The sequence below is a fragment of the Lacticaseibacillus casei DSM 20011 = JCM 1134 = ATCC 393 genome, assembly GCF_000829055.1.
Classification (GTDB): Bacteria; Bacillota; Bacilli; order Lactobacillales; family Lactobacillaceae; genus Lacticaseibacillus; species Lacticaseibacillus casei.
This window is the reverse complement of the sequence record NZ_AP012544.1, coordinates 1,949,425-1,963,950: the sequence shown is the minus strand read 5'-3', so window position 1 is coordinate 1,963,950 and position 14,526 is coordinate 1,949,425. Positions and strand designations below refer to the sequence as shown.

At 50.7% G+C, this 14,526-nt stretch carries 13 protein-coding genes; 11 read left to right on the top strand and 2 right to left on the bottom strand.

The window, feature by feature from the left end; translation table 11 throughout:
- Window positions 1-21: 21 nt before the first annotated feature.
- Entirely contained in the window at window positions 22-2,244 is a 2,223-nt protein-coding gene (locus tag LBCZ_RS09600; protein ID WP_025013007.1) for an alpha-galactosidase, read from the bottom strand.
- Window positions 2,245-2,792: 548 nt separating this feature from the next.
- Between LBCZ_RS09600 and LBCZ_RS09595 the strand changes: the two genes are divergently transcribed.
- The 5 genes from LBCZ_RS09595 (at window position 2,793) to LBCZ_RS09580 (ending at window position 6,415) form a co-directional block, all read left to right on the top strand.
- Complete coding sequence (locus LBCZ_RS09595; protein WP_010491655.1) at window positions 2,793-4,220, top strand: PTS sugar transporter subunit IIC; 1,428 nt, start codon at window positions 2,793-2,795, stop codon at window positions 4,218-4,220.
- A complete protein-coding gene (locus tag LBCZ_RS16130; RefSeq protein ID WP_010491652.1) occupies window positions 4,217-4,381 on the top strand; it encodes a hypothetical protein in 165 nt (54 codons plus the stop codon). Before LBCZ_RS09595 ends, LBCZ_RS16130 begins: the two co-directional genes overlap by 4 nt.
- A 60-nt stretch (window positions 4,382-4,441) precedes the next feature.
- Complete coding sequence (locus LBCZ_RS09590) at window positions 4,442-4,852, top strand: DUF3284 domain-containing protein (protein WP_039639245.1); 411 nt, start codon at window positions 4,442-4,444, stop codon at window positions 4,850-4,852.
- A gap of 91 nt (window positions 4,853-4,943) precedes the next feature.
- Window positions 4,944-6,044: a DUF871 domain-containing protein gene (locus tag LBCZ_RS09585; protein ID WP_010491648.1), complete on the top strand. Its 1,101-nt coding sequence runs from the start codon at window positions 4,944-4,946 to the stop codon at window positions 6,042-6,044.
- Window positions 6,045-6,082: 38 nt separating this feature from the next.
- Window positions 6,083-6,415, top strand: a complete 333-nt coding sequence (locus LBCZ_RS09580) for a PTS lactose/cellobiose transporter subunit IIA (RefSeq protein WP_010491646.1) — start codon at window positions 6,083-6,085, stop codon at window positions 6,413-6,415.
- Between the two features lie 256 nt (window positions 6,416-6,671).
- Here LBCZ_RS09580 and LBCZ_RS09575 read toward each other — a convergent pair whose 3' ends face one another.
- Window positions 6,672-7,238 carry a hypothetical protein gene (locus LBCZ_RS09575; protein ID WP_010491644.1) on the bottom strand — a complete coding sequence of 189 codons (567 nt, stop codon included), beginning with the start codon at window positions 7,236-7,238 and terminating at the stop codon, window positions 6,672-6,674.
- 325 nt (window positions 7,239-7,563) lie between these two features.
- On the opposite strand from LBCZ_RS09575, the gene wecB reads away from it, so the two are divergent.
- The 6 genes from wecB (at window position 7,564) to LBCZ_RS09545 (ending at window position 14,359) form a co-directional block, all read left to right on the top strand.
- Window positions 7,564-8,706 (top strand): non-hydrolyzing UDP-N-acetylglucosamine 2-epimerase, encoded by a 1,143-nt coding sequence (gene wecB, locus LBCZ_RS09570; protein ID WP_010491642.1) that lies wholly within the window; start codon window positions 7,564-7,566, stop codon window positions 8,704-8,706.
- 278 nt (window positions 8,707-8,984) lie between these two features.
- Window positions 8,985-9,767 carry a (Fe-S)-binding protein gene (locus tag LBCZ_RS09565; RefSeq protein ID WP_025013005.1) on the top strand — a complete coding sequence of 261 codons (783 nt, stop codon included), beginning with the start codon at window positions 8,985-8,987 and terminating at the stop codon, window positions 9,765-9,767.
- On the top strand, window positions 9,764-11,248 hold the full coding sequence (locus LBCZ_RS09560) for a LutB/LldF family L-lactate oxidation iron-sulfur protein (RefSeq protein ID WP_025013004.1): 1,485 nt from the start codon (window positions 9,764-9,766) through the stop codon (window positions 11,246-11,248). Before LBCZ_RS09565 ends, LBCZ_RS09560 begins: the two co-directional genes overlap by 4 nt.
- Window positions 11,241-11,948 carry a LutC/YkgG family protein gene (locus LBCZ_RS09555; protein ID WP_025013003.1) on the top strand — a complete coding sequence of 236 codons (708 nt, stop codon included), beginning with the start codon at window positions 11,241-11,243 and terminating at the stop codon, window positions 11,946-11,948. The genes LBCZ_RS09560 and LBCZ_RS09555 overlap by 8 nt, the downstream gene beginning before the upstream one ends.
- A gap of 241 nt (window positions 11,949-12,189) precedes the next feature.
- Window positions 12,190-12,753 (top strand): elongation factor P, encoded by a 564-nt coding sequence (gene efp, locus LBCZ_RS09550; RefSeq protein WP_025013002.1) that lies wholly within the window; start codon window positions 12,190-12,192, stop codon window positions 12,751-12,753.
- Window positions 12,754-12,925: 172 nt separating this feature from the next.
- Window positions 12,926-14,359, top strand: coding sequence for an MFS transporter (locus LBCZ_RS09545; RefSeq protein ID WP_039639243.1), 1,434 nt, complete (start codon window positions 12,926-12,928; stop codon window positions 14,357-14,359).
- Window positions 14,360-14,526: the final 167 nt, after the last annotated feature.

Here is a 14,526-nt window from a genome sequence, read left to right as displayed (position 1 = left end):
AAAATGGCAGTGCTGACACTACTAAAACGGCAACTTAGCGATATCGCCATTCGCTTGCGTCGTTGTTTGCGGCAGATGGCTGACGGCCTGCAATGTCATCAAGGTTGCGGAAAAGTCACCATGCGCCAGCGGCAAGGTCACGCCGGCAAAGTTCAACTCCGCACCGGTTGCGGTCTTTTTGTCGTTAATCTGATACGACATGGTCGGACGCAGATAGTGCAGCAGGACATGCTGATAGTGGGAAATCGGCGCAATGACTCCGGCTGACGTCAGGACGATCGCCTTGGTTTTCGCCTCGTCGGTGATGAGCCAGCAGACCTGATCCTGATTCGGATGGCTGGGATGGAGGCGATAAAGGCTGCCGTTTTGCAATTCGGCGCGGTTGGCTTTGTAAAAGGCAAAGCTGGCCTTGACCGCTGCGGCTTCGGCAGGACTGAGTTGGCTCGGCGGACATTCAATGCCGGTCACGCCGACCAGACTCAGCAGCGCCCGCGTTCGAAGCGGCGTCACCCGTGAATCCTGCAGATTAGGCGACATCGTAAAGTGGGAGACGAACGTTTTAAGCGGGAAGAATAACGAAAAACCATTCATAATCTTCATGCGATAAACCGGATCGGTGAAATCGCTGGTCCACGTCTGATCGGTGTACGCCAGCATCCCACCGTCCAATCGGCCACCACCGGAAGAACAATTTTCGATGATGAGCTTAGGAAAAGTGTCACGTAATGTTTTCAACACGCGATACAAGCCACGCGTGTACCGGTAACCCACTTCACCTTGTTGATCCGGGGGCAAAACCGGGCTGCCGGGCTGACTGAAGTGGCGATTGTAATCCCATTTTAGATAGTCGATGTGATTCGTGCGGACCAAGTCAGTCAACACGGCAATCAAATGATCCTGCACGATGCGCTGGCTGAGGTCCAATACCAATTGATTACGCGACCGCAACGGCTTTTGCCCGACATATTGCATGGCCCAATCTGGGTGTGCCGCGTACAGTTCGCTATTTTCGCTGATCATTTCCGGCTCAACCCATAAGCCGAACGCCAGTCCCCGCGCGTGCAAGGCATCGGCAACTGGCCGCAAGCCGCGCGGGAACTTCACCGGATCCGGCACCCAATCGCCGAGCTGACCAGCATCGTTGGGGCGATTTTTAAACCAGCCGTCATCCACCACGATCAGTTCGACGCCCAGCGCTTCCGCTTTCGGAATCTCCGCCAGCACCTTGGCTTCGCTCACGTCAAAATAAGTCGATTCCCACGTATTATATTCAATCAGATTCCGCCGCGGCACCGGCATGACGTGATTGGCGAAGAACTGATGGAAAATATGACTCAGATCATTCAGCCCCTTAGTCGTGTAAGCGACCGCAGCCTCGGGCGTAACAAACGGCTTGCCGGGCTTAAGCTGCCAGGAAAAGAGTTCCGGATTCAACCCCATCACCAATCGACTATTACCAAACTGATCCACCTGTGCCGTGTAATTAAAATTGCCGCTCCACAAAAGGGTGACGCCCAGCGCCTCGCCGGCAAAATCGTCGGTCGCGGGGGCTGCCAGAATCGTCGCCGGCACGCCTTGTGGGCCACTCGCGCCATAATTGCTGGCAATTGATTTTTTGCCGGGCGTCAGCGGCTGACGGGTCACACTGGCTTCACTCAGATGCGCCCCGGTCAAGGTAATGAGGTCATAGGCATGATCGTCAAAATCAAGCTGAATACTGGCTGCATGGGTAATCGTCAGGGTGTTATCACTCAAATTGCGGTAAGCCACTTGCTTAAGCAATACCGGCAGATCGCCAACAATCGTGTACTTAAGGTGAACCGCCAACGTATCGGTCTCATCATGCATGGTAATAATCAGCGTCTGTCCATGCGGCGTCCGCGCAGTCGGCAGCGTGCCGTTGAAGTTTTCATTACCAGCCAAAATCTGAAAATCGTGAAACTTAAGATTACCGATCAACTGGCCATGAGCATTTCGCACGGCATAAGCAGGCGTGCGATAATCGCCACCCATCAGCGTACTATATTCAAGCGGCAGGGTGGTCAGCGAAAACGGCGCGGCATCATTTTGAATGTTAAACGCATGGCTGAAATCTTCCAGCTTCGCCGTTCCGGAAAACTGCTCCAGCGCCGGACCGCAATAACGCTTCACAAGGTACCCGCGAATCACCTGAATAATGTAACTAAAAGTCGCGTTATGCAGATGAAAAAGCTGGCGTTGCGGATCATATTCAATATTTGCCATGGTGCGCCTCCTGGAAAATCTCTGGTTTTAATCTATTATAAGCAAACGGCCGGTGATTTGCTCGGTCTACATGTTAGGTGGGGACATGTTCAACTATTCGAAGAAGGGTTACTTTCAATAAACTAAGGCGGACCTGTTTGAAAAAGAAAGATCAGCTACACAGTCCATTGGAACTTAAATAAGCCAGTGCCAAAGCGGAGCAATCGTAGGCCAGATGGGGCTCAGTTGTGGAAACAACACAGCGACGGTCTTTGTCGCTGATGTTGTTAGGCGACTTTGAGACAGCGGTTTTCTGGCTCAAAGCGCCGTCTCCACTCTAGCTTCGCGAGCTTCGCGTCGCCACCCCAGCTGGCCGGAGATTGCGGAGTTTGGCACGACAAAGAACACAAGCCTAAAAACGCCTTCGTCAAAGTCAAACATTTTGCTTATAAAAATTATAAACAATAACTACTATAATCTTTGACCCGCCATCTGGCACTCCCGTAGAATTTTAATTGTAGTTAAGCACTAATAACGACATTATAAAATTTTTGAAGGGAGTGCATAGTATGAATGCATTTATTGGTTGGCTGAACCGGCATATCGTCCCGGTCGCAGCAAAGATTGGATCGATTCGCTGGTTAGTCGCATTACGTGACGCGTTTATCGCGATCATGCCGGCGATGATGGCCGGCGCGGTATCCACCGTCTTGAACGTTTTGATTCGGGACATCCCGACCCAGTTCAAGTGGATGGGTATCGTCAACAGCATGCAATGGCTCATCGGCATCAACGCCATGGTGTGGACCGGAACCCTAGCCATTTTAGGCCTGCTCTTCGCCTTTACGTTCGGTTACCACCTAGCCGTTCAGTACCAAGTGGAACCGGTGACCGGCGGGATTGTTGTGCTCGGCACGTTCATCATGAGCCTGCCGCAAAACTTCACCTTAGCGTTAAAAGGCACACTCGGTAAGGGCGCGACTAAACTCATCACCGATGCCGGTGGCGTTGTAGACGGCAAAAACGTCAGCATGTGGGGCTTCTTCAACTTCAACAAGTTCTTCGGCTCCTATGGCTTCTTCACCGTCATGATCATGGGCGCCCTTGCCATGACCCTCTACATCTGGTTAATGAAGAAAAACGTCACGATTCGCATGCCAGAATCGGTGCCGCCAGCCATCGCCAAGGCATTCACCGGGATCATTCCCGCCACCGCCGCGCTATACCTGGCCGGCATCGTGAATTACCTGTTCAGCGTCAACAAGACCACCGTCATCGAGTTCATCGCCACGATTGTTCAGGAACCACTTTTGAACATGTCCCAAGGCTTCTGGGCGGTGTTACTGATGACGCTGCTGGTACAGATTTTCTGGTTCTTCGGTCTCCACGGCACCAACGTCTTGGGCCCGGTTTTGGACTCGATCTGGTTAACCGCCCAAATCGCCAATATGAATGCATTCATGAAAGGCGAAGCACTACCGTTTGTTTGGACCCGTAACGCCTTCGATCTGTATGCATGGATCGGTGGGGCCGGCAGTACTTTACTGTTACTGATCGCCATCCTCATGTTCTCCAAGCGTGACGACCAGCGTACCGTGGCGAAGCTCTCAATTGCGCCTGGCTGCTTTAACGTCAACGAACCGGTGATGTTCGGACTGCCAATTGTGCTCGATCCGATTTACTTCATTCCATTCATCGCGGCACCGGTTGTGATGGTCTCGATCGCGTACGGCGCACACATGCTAGGCTGGGTATCGCCAGTCAAGAACCAAATCGTGTGGTCTATGCCGCCATTTGTCAACTCGATCATCGCCACCATGGATTGGCGCGCACCGATTCTGCAAGCCGTGAACATGGTCATCGGCTTCCTGATTTATGTACCATTCGTCAAGGCGGCCAATAAGCTGGATCCGGAACTGCACATGACCGAACCGCCAGTAGAAAAAACCAAAGAAGCAACCGATGACGATCGCAACCTAGAAGGTGATGCGATTTGAAAACCGCAACCACCGCGCTAATTCTAATTAACATTAGTATGGCAATCATCGTTTTCAGCGCGTTGATGCCGACACCATGGCGCATTGCCGGCTGTCTTCTAGGCGTCATCGCCACCATTTTCTGCACCCGCTGGTACGTCGGTCTTGTCAAAGCAAAATAAACCAACGCAGTCACGATCGGGGTTGATCCACCACGCCGCATCGTGCCAAAGGAGGCCAGTATGAAGATTATTATGAATTTACCCGTGGCACCGAACGTCTTTTTCAATCAATTGCAACAATCTGCCTTAGCCGATATTCGCCAGCACACCGGGCGCGAACCGCTGCCTAAAAGTCTGCGCGGGTTCAGTTACGCCAAAAATTGGCCGAATGGACGCACGGCGCTGCTGACCATCACCGAGTTCGAACCTAACTCAGTCTATGCGTATGAATTGGCAACGCCACGGGATGATTTTAAAGTCCGCTATCAATTAACCCCACTGGAAAACGGTAAAAGTCGGCTCGTCTATGAAGAGTCACTTGTCGCCAAAAGTGCGCGTGGTGCCGCCAACAATCGTGCCAGCGGTTTTTTGCTCGGGTGGTTCCGTAAACGGCGCTTTAAAAAAATGGCCCGCCAGATGTGTGCTACCTGAGGGTCTAAACAGACACTGTAGGAATGAAGCGTGATCTTTTGCGCCATAATCGCTGAAAGATCACGCGCAACAAACGCTAAAAGGAGGAACTATGGGCAAACTTGGCATCAGCCTCTATCCGGAACAAACAACGGTCGCGCAGGCAACTGCCTATTTGGAAGCTGCCCGGCAATTCGGTTACCGCCGGCTTTTCACGTCACTGCTACAACTGTCAGGAGACCACGGTCGCGATCAGCTTGCGGTTTTCAAAGCCGTGGTGGCCAAGGCCAATCAACTTGGTTTTCAAACCATTGTCGATATTGCGCCGCCGCTGTTTAAAGAACTGGGCATTGACTATTATGACCTGAGTTTCTTCCATGACTTAGGCGTTTGGGGCCTGCGTCTTGATGAAGGCTTCACCGGTCAGGAAGAAGCCTTGATGACGCATAACCAATATGGTCTGAAAATCGAACTCAACATGAGTGCCGGGACGAATGCAATCGATGCGATCATGTCCTTTGGTCCGCGGCGGTCGAACTTACTAGGTTGTCACAACTTTTATCCGCAAGAATACACTGGCTTAGGCGATGAACGGATGGTGGCTTATTCCCAGAAGTTTCGGCAGTATGGACTCCGAACAGCGGCTTTTATCAGTGCGCCGAGTGCGGATCACGGGCCGTGGCCGGTCAGCGAAGGCTTGCCGACATTGGAAAGCGATCGTCACCGTTCGATTGCAAGTCAAGTACATCATCTGCGTTTAACCGAGGTGATTGATGACGTCCTCATTGGCAATGCACTGGCAAGTGAGGCTGATTTAAAAGCAGCCGCATTGGCATTCTTTTGTCCTTATCCGACATTGTGGATGACCACTGAGCCGGCGCTTGCGGATCTCGAAGCCAAAATTGCATTCAGTGAAGCTCACCTGTATCGCGGCGATGCGTCTGATTACCTGATTCGCGATACCCAACCGCGCGTACGTTACGCCGGACAACCGTTGCCGGCACATGATGCCACCGGAATCTTGCACCGCGGGGATGTCGTGGTGGTCAATGAAACTTACAAGCGTTACGCAGGCGAGTTGCAAATCGTGTTGCGTGATCTGCCCAACGATGGGCGCCGCAATAAAATCGGCCAACTGACCGATGAAGATCTGGCGTTGTTGTCATTGTTAAAGCCATGGCGGACGTTTATGCTAAAACGCGTTGCCAACTAGCAACTTATTCAAGATTAATCCGAGGGGAAATTAAAGTTATGCATGAAGTAAACGAAGAAACGATTATGGGCTTGATTATGGCCGGTGGTAACGCTAAAAGTGAGGCCTTTGAAGCCATTCAGACAGCGAAAACCGGCAACTTCAGCGAAGCGGATCACCATTTAAAATTGGCTGATGAAGCATTGGTGACGGCTCACAATGTGCAGACTGAGTTGTTGACAGCCGAGGCAAGCGGCGAGCATGCGACGATTTCGTTGCTGATGGTGCATGCGCAGGATCACTTAATGAATGCAATCACGTTTCGCGATTTAGCTGGCGAAGTCGTGGCAGTGTATCAGCGCTTGGCGGAAGTAACCGTGGTGACTGATTAACAATAGTGGTACGTGAAGTATCATTCATGTCCAGGAAGATAGCGCGTTAGGCATGTTTAAACCTTAGTGCCAAACCGCCGGAGATTGCGGAGTTTGGTACGGCACAAAGGTCATTGCCTACACTTTACAAAATTTGAATCGAAATTCAGCAAAAGGCTGGGGCAATGCGAACCTGAGAACTCATCAGGCGCGTTGTTCCAGTCTTTTTAAATTAACGTGTGGGACACGATAACTCGATTGCTAGTCAGAAAAGGAATTAACCCATTACTTTTCGTAACTTCCCAACTGCAATTGGCAAAGTAAGGTATGGCTTGCTTTTATCCAGATCACTTGCCACGGTCTTGGGCAGAATGACATCACTTTGCACGCCGTTGACATAGATAACCGTGTTGTCGAGGTTGAGCACATCTCGGCCATAACGCTTACGCAATTGGTCGCGCAGCGCGGATACGACGACGCGCTGTTGGTAAATGTAAAAGCCATTGTCATCAGCTTCGGGGTATTTGCTGCCGACCAGTTTCAGCTTATCCGGTGCATTGTCGAGCGGCACAAAGACCTTGCCGGAAACTTGCTCGGCTTCTTCTTCGTCAACCACGCCGTCATGATTCTTGTCCTGGGCGCTAGTGGCCGGCACTACCGGCGCATCCGATCCGGTACTTTCCAATACTGCCATATGGTTCATATCCGCTGGCGTATTGAACATCTCGATTCGGATTTGCAAAGCGTCATCATCGGTGACCTCAAAATTTGCAAATCCGTGCGCTTGGCGGCCAATGCAATCCGAGTTAAGTGCCCGCAACGTTGCCCGATATCGTTTACGCATAAACCCGCCTCCATTTATTTTGAGCTATTTTAGGGAACCCTAACTCACTTCTAATGTTAGTCCTTTCAGCCAAAAAATCAAGGCAGTGAAACATCGAGAAACAGTGATATATCAATGTGGAACAGGGAGAATACGGAAGATCTTCTGACAAAGATGAGATTATCGAAAAACAAACGAATAACCTACCAAATAAGTTAGTGAACGTTAACATCCAACATCCCAAGTGTTTTCACGTGGTTCGATCGGAACAACCTGCTATACTCATCGTAATTTAAAAACGGGCGAGAGAAAATAACGGATTTAATGGGGAAAAGAGGTCATCATCTTGGCAAAAATTAAAGTGATGACAGTCTTCGGGACCCGGCCGGAAGCAATCAAAATGGCGCCGGTCGTTCTGGGGCTTAAACAGCGGCATGACGAGTTTGATGAGGTTACTGTGGTCACTGGCCAGCATCGCGGCATGTTGGATCAGGTGTTGACGATTTTCCATATTCAGCCGCGCTACGACTTAAACATTATGAAATCGCAACAGACACTGGCAGACATTACAAGTAGTGTTTTGTTAAAGCTTGGACAGATCATCGCCAGAGAACAGCCGGATATCGTGCTAGTTCATGGCGATACGACCACGACATTTGCGGCTAGCATTTCGGCCTTTTATCAACAAACCAAAGTCGGTCACGTCGAAGCGGGGCTGCGTACTTGGAACAAGTACAGCCCGTATCCGGAAGAAATGAATCGGCAGTTAACTGATGTTTTAAGCGATCTTTATTTTGCGCCGACAGCTCAGAGCCGCGCCAATCTGTTGCAGGAACATCATCCCGACAAGCAGATCTTTGTGACTGGCAACACGGCGATTGATGCACTCGATCAAACGGTTCAGGATAATTATCATCACGAGGTTTTGGACTTAATCGATCCCAACAAGAAAATGATTCTGGTCACGATGCATCGTCGCGAAAATCAAGGCGAACCAATGCGCCGCGTCTTCAAAGTGATGCGGGATGTTGTTGAAAGTCATCCAGATATCGAGATCATCTACCCAGTGCATTTAAATCCAGTGGTTCAGGAGGCGGCTGATTCGATTTTAGGGCATCACCAACGGATTCATCTGATTGAACCGCTGGACGTGGTCGACTTCCATAACTTAGCCGCGCGCAGCTATTTCATCATGACCGATTCCGGTGGAGTGCAGGAAGAAGCACCTTCATTGGGCAAACCGGTTTTGGTGTTACGCGACACTACCGAGCGGCCGGAGGGGGTTCAGGCTGGGACCCTGAAGTTGGTCGGCACCGATCCGCAGACGGTTAACACGGCGATGCTGCAGTTGCTGGATGACCAGACTGAATATCAACGCATGGCTAATGCCAAGAATCCATATGGCGATGGCCATGCATCGCAGCGAATTTTAGATGCGATTTTGTATGCATTCGGGAAACAGCAGGCGCGACCAGCACCATTTAAATGATTATCATTTTATATCATTGAATTGGTCACAACCGATCATTGCTTATAGTTGCATAAGCGTTGTACGATAAAAACGGCATAAGGCTAGGCTGAATCTGGCTTTAAGCTAAGTGGCGTATGTCACAATAACGCGGTATGACCAAGGGGTTTGCTTACTGGCTTAGCGGGAAAACTTAATCACAAAATAACAATTTGCCATTTTGTAAGCGTTTTCGGTGTTGCATTTAGCGCCACTGATGTATAGTTAAATTGGAATCATTGTAATATGGGAGGTGCATTATGAGAGTCGTTATTTTCTCCACCTGTATCGTGGATCTTTTCTTTCCCAATGTTGGGGCGGCGATGACCGAAGTGCTTGAGCGGTTTGGGTGTGAAACGTTTATGCCGGTCAAACAGATTTGTTGCGGTCAGCCAACCTATAACTCTGGCTATGTGAAAGCCAGTCAAAAGGTATTCCGCAACGAAATCGATGCGTTGTTGTCGGTGGACGCCGATTATATTGTCGGGCCAGCCGGTTCTTGCGTGAACATGTTGCGGGAATACCGGATTTTGCTGAAGGATGATCCCGAATATGCGGAAAAAGCCAAGGAAGTCGCGGACAAAACGTACGAGTTTTCCCAATTTCTATATCGCGTGCTGAATGTCATCGATGCCGGAGCCGAATTGGACGCCAAGGCTACCTATCACCGTTCCTGTCACATGACGCGGTTGCTCGGTGAGCGCACGGCGCCGTTTAAGCTGCTGGATCATGTGAAGGATTTGCAGATGGAACCGTTGCCGCACATCGAAAACTGTTGCGGCTTTGGCGGGATGTTCTCTGCTAAGGAGCCGGAAATCTCCAAACAAATGGTCGATGAAAAAGTTGACGATGTGTTGAGCACCGGCGCACAGGTTCTGATTTCAGCCGATCCGTCTTGCCTGATGAACATTGCCGGCCGTTTTTCCCGGCGAAATGAAAAGATCAAGATCATGCATATCGCGGAAGTTTTGAACCACAATGTTAATCCGGAGCGGATCAAGTTCCATGAGCCGCTTGGGGTCGAACAGGAGGTGCGCCCATGACTATTTCAACCAGTGACAAGCCGTTCTTGGAGCGGGTTAAGGAATCAGAACAAGACAAATTCATGCAAGCCAGTGTCGCCAAGTCCCAGGATGCCCAGTGGGACAAGCGGGAAGCTTCGCGTAAGGAGCTCGGCAACTGGCCGCAATGGCGGGATCTAGGCGAACAGATTCGCCAACATGTTATTAAGTACTTACCGGATTATCTGGAAGAATTTAGCGATAACATCGAAAAGCGTGGCGGTCACGTTTATTTTGCCAAAACCGACAAAGAAGCGGCTGCGTACATTACAAACCTCGCCAAGGAAAAGCAGGCACATAAAATTGTGAAGTCCAAGTCGATGGTCACCACGGAGATCAACCTGGATAAGGAATTATTGAAGATTCCCGGCACCCAGTTGATGGAAACCGATTTGGCGGAATTTATTTTGCAAGAAGACGATTGGGCGGAGCCAACGCACATTGTCTTTCCAGCGTTAGCTAAAAACCGCGATCAAGTCAAAGAAATCTTTGACAAACTCGGTTATGAAGGCGACAACGATCCGGAACATCTGGCGCGGTTTGCCCGGGAATACCTGCGCCGTTACTTCTTACAGGCAGACTTCGGGATTACCGGCTGTAATTTTGCGATCGCCGATTCCGGGCTGATTAATTTGGTCACCAATGAAGGTAACGCCGATCTGACCATGGCCATTCCGAAGACACAGGTGGTTGTGATGGGGATGGAACGGATTGTGCCGAGCCTGAAAGAAGCCGAGACGCTGGACAATATGCTGTCGCGGTCAGCGGTTGGCCAGAAGCTGACCAGTTACTGCTCCTTCTCCGGCAAGCAAGTTGAAGGCGAAGCAGACGGTCCCGAAGACTTTCACGTAGTCATTGTCGACAACGGCCGCAGCAATGCGCTCGGCACCCCGTTTGAACCGGTGCTGCAGTGTATCCGTTGCGGGGCCTGCCTCAATGTCTGCCCGGTTTATCGTCACATCGGCGGACACGGCTACGGCTCGATTTACCCCGGACCGATCGGCGCGGTGCTGTCCCCAGTGCTAGACGGCTATGAAAAGTTCGGCGACTTGCCGTTTGCCTCCAGCCTTTGTGCTGCCTGCACCGAAACCTGCCCTGTCCGCATTCCATTGCATCATCTGCTGATCAAGCATCGCGAAGTCATGATGGACAAGCTGAAGACGGATCATAGTTTTAGCGACAAAATTATGAAAATGGTCGGTGTCGGCACCAGTGCACCGGTTCTGTTCAACATGGCACTTGATATGGATCATGCGATGATGGGCGTTTTATCTACCAAAGACCAAGGCAGCGTTGAAAATGAATACAATAGCGGCCGGATCAAACAAACCGGCATGATGCCGAAGCTGGCGCGCGGTTGGACCGATGTGCGTGACTTGCCACGGCCGCCGAAGAAGAACGAGAACTTCCGCCACTGGTTCAAACAACACAAAGCAGCATTGGAGGCGCAAAAACATGATTGATCACAGTAATCGCGAAGACTTTTTAAATGCTATTGCCGAAAAAGCCGGTCGCCCGCGCCACCAGCTACAGGATCATCCGTTTGAACCGCTGAATGACCTGCCGGAAACCACGTTGTCTGGCCATTCGCAAGACGAGTTGGAAGCGATCGCCAAGAAAAATAGCGAAGCCGTGCATGTGACCTTTTCCACGACGGACAAGGCGGGGCTGGCCGATGCGTTGAATGCCTACATCGAACATGACGCGCCGAAAACGCTGATTCTGCCGACAACGGATCAGTATGAGGATTTTGGCCTCCGTGACTGGACGGAAACCGTTGCGCCGAAGCCGATGTATTGGGCGCCGGGAAAGGGCCGCGACTTCAACTTGAAGCAGGCGGCTACGGCTGATGTTGCGATTGGCTTTGCGGATTATCTATTGGCCGAATCCGGCACCATCACCATCGCAACAACGCCGGGGCAGGGCCGCGGGTTCCACTTTTTGCCAACGCATTATCTCGCCATTGTTAAGAAAAGCAACATTTTGCCGCGGTCACGGCAGGCGATGGGTCGTTACGATGCCGCTATCAAAGCGGGTGAGCTGCAAACCAGCAATATTAACTTCATCACCGGGCCATCAAACTCGGGCGATATTGAAATGACGTTGGTTGTTGGGGTGCACGGGCCGCTGGATATGACTTATTTGGTGGTTGAAGATATGTAGCAGGTAGCTCGTTAATGCAAGATGCCTGAATGAAACGGTCTTAGGGACAGCAGTTGCCTCTGTGGCCGTTTTTTGGTGCGCCGGGGTTTAGGCCACTTTTCGCGGTCAAGCGACCGTTCATACAGATATGGTATACTTGCTGATGAAATGATTTGTACCGGTGCTTAGTGAACGCTTAGGTTGTAAACGTGTTCACACATTTTGCCAGCGCCGGTTTGCTCATAATGAAGGAGATAGCAGAATGACAGAAGCAATCGATTTGAAGGCCGGAATGGTCTTTGTTAAGGACGGCAAGTTGATTAAGGTTTTGGAATCGAATCATCATAAGCCAGGCAAGGGTAATACCGTGATGCAGATGAAGCTGTATGATGTGCGTTCCGGTGCCAACGTGACCACGACGATGCGGCCGAGTGAAAAGGTCGAAATTGCGATCATGGATCGTAAAAAGGCCACTTATCTGTATACGCAAGACGACACCGCTTATTTCATGGACAGTGATACCTATGAACAGTATGAGGTCCCAACTGCCAGCATCGCGCGCGAGCTTAAGTACATGTTGCCAAATGTGCCGGTCGAAATTGAATTCTATGGCGATGAAGTGATTGGCCTTGAGCTGCCGGGAACGGTTGAGCTTGAAGTCACCGATACGCAGCCAGCGGTTAAAGGCGGCACAGTGGCAGGCGGCGGCAAGCCAGCCACGCTTGAAACTGGCTTGGTCGTTACTGTACCCGATTTTGTCAAAGCCGGGGAAAAGATTTTGGTTACCACTGACACTGGTACTTACAAGAGTCGTGCCCAGAAGTAAATAGATTCAAATAACAAAGTGCGTCCAATCAAAATGGACGCTTTTTTGATGATCTGAAACAGTTGATTTGCTCGCAAATGGGAAGAGTGGTGCGCATGGTAACGTCGCCGGGCTGATTAATTGTAGCGATTAAACGATGGGCATAGAATACACTCGAAAGGGTGTGGGGACGATGGAGATGTCACGAGCGCAACGCATTAAAATTCTGATTGTTTTAGGGATGATGTCGTTACTGACGGCATTATCCGGATCGAGTACCAATCTGGCCATGCCCAGGATTTCCGAAGACCTGATGATTTCCAGTAGTGCGGCGACCTGGATTGTGTCCATTGGCCTCATTACAACGGCGGTTTTGTTGGTGATGTTCGGGCATATCGGCGATTTAGTCTCCAAAAATTTGGTCTTTCTGATTGGCGAAGTCGTGTTTATCGTTGGCTCGCTGTTGACGGGGATTGCTCCGACCTATCTGACTATTATGGCAGGTCGGGTGGTTCAAGCGGTTGGTTCGGCAATGATTATGGCCAATTCGATGGGCATCATTAGCCAATATTTTCTGGATGCGAATCGCGCAGAAGCCCTTGCTGTGATCTCTATGTTCGTGTCGCTGGGATCGATTTCCGGCCCGGCATTCGGCGGCATTCTCATTACTTGGGCGAGTTGGCGCTGGATTTATTTGTTCAATGTGCCGGTGGGTATCTTGATCGTTTTGGCGGGCATGCGTTTGTTGCCGTTACGACGGCCGGCGCATGGTGAAATCAAGCGTGTCTGGCAACAGGCTAATTGGACGGGGCAGAATCTGTTCACCGGTGGGATGATTTTGATGTTCGCCAGTGGGTACTGGCTGCAGCAGCCAAAACAGCTTTGGCTGGGGGCCGGCATTTTGGCAGGCGGCATCCTGTTAACGATTCTGGCATTTATTCAGGATCAACGCTCGCGCTCGCCGTGGATTGCGCCGAGCATTATGCACAATCCAGACTATTTGATTTCAGTGAGCGTGTTGTTGATTGTGATGCTGGTCAATTCGGTATCGAATATTCTTCTCCCGTTTTACTTGCAGAGTTATGGCGGCATTTCCGCGTTCGCCAGCGGCCTGTTGATGATGTTGCAGAGTGTCACGATGCTGATGATTACGCCGTTTGCCGGTTGGCTAGCCGATCACTGGAATCGCTATTACCTGACGATTCTCGGCTTGTTCGTCCTGATCATCTCGCAAATCGGGTATGCCAGTTATCCCGCTAAAATAACCATGGCGCCGATCATCTGGCCGATTGTTGCCAATGGTGCGGGTATGGCCTTGTTCCTGTCACCGAATAACGCCTTAACCATGGGCGCCGTGGACAGTAGCCTCTCCGGGGTTGCCGGTTCCATGAACTCAGTGGCCCGCACGATCGGGTTGACCATCGGCATCAGCTTCGGTGCTACCTTGCTATTTGCCCAACTGCCTGGCGTGACCCGCATCTCGCCACAATCCGGCGAACCATTTTTACACGCCCTAGCCACAGTCTTTTGGTTAGCCACTTTGGTTTCCGTCGTCGGTCTGGTGATTGTGGTGTTCCGAAGCATCCGTAGCCGTAAGCAGACTAAGGCACTCACTAATAATAAGTGATTACTTTGAAAATAATTAGCAAGAACTGAGCAAACGCATCGGTTCTTGCTTTTTTTAGTGAGCACATGGCTAGCGGGCTGTTTGACAGAAGCGAAAATTATTCGAGCTAAACGAGTCGTTTCATGAAAATTGGGCGAATTTGTACCAAAAAGCTGCGTTATTTAATA

Coding starts and splice junctions, on each gene's coding strand:
- LBCZ_RS09560 (WP_025013004.1), top strand. CDS start 9,764: ATGACTATTTCAACCAGTGACAAGCCGTTCTTGGAGCGGGTTAAGGAA.
- LBCZ_RS09595 (WP_010491655.1), top strand. CDS start 2,793: ATGAATGCATTTATTGGTTGGCTGAACCGGCATATCGTCCCGGTCGCA.
- LBCZ_RS09590 (WP_039639245.1), top strand. CDS start 4,442: ATGAAGATTATTATGAATTTACCCGTGGCACCGAACGTCTTTTTCAAT.
- LBCZ_RS09545 (WP_039639243.1), top strand. CDS start 12,926: ATGGAGATGTCACGAGCGCAACGCATTAAAATTCTGATTGTTTTAGGG.
- LBCZ_RS09575 (WP_010491644.1), bottom strand. CDS start 7,238: ATGCGTAAACGATATCGGGCAACGTTGCGGGCACTTAACTCGGATTGC.
- efp (WP_025013002.1), top strand. CDS start 12,190: ATGACAGAAGCAATCGATTTGAAGGCCGGAATGGTCTTTGTTAAGGAC.
- LBCZ_RS09600 (WP_025013007.1), bottom strand. CDS start 2,244: ATGGCAAATATTGAATATGATCCGCAACGCCAGCTTTTTCATCTGCAT.
- LBCZ_RS09580 (WP_010491646.1), top strand. CDS start 6,083: ATGCATGAAGTAAACGAAGAAACGATTATGGGCTTGATTATGGCCGGT.
- LBCZ_RS09555 (WP_025013003.1), top strand. CDS start 11,241: ATGATTGATCACAGTAATCGCGAAGACTTTTTAAATGCTATTGCCGAA.
- LBCZ_RS09565 (WP_025013005.1), top strand. CDS start 8,985: ATGAGAGTCGTTATTTTCTCCACCTGTATCGTGGATCTTTTCTTTCCC.
- LBCZ_RS09585 (WP_010491648.1), top strand. CDS start 4,944: ATGGGCAAACTTGGCATCAGCCTCTATCCGGAACAAACAACGGTCGCG.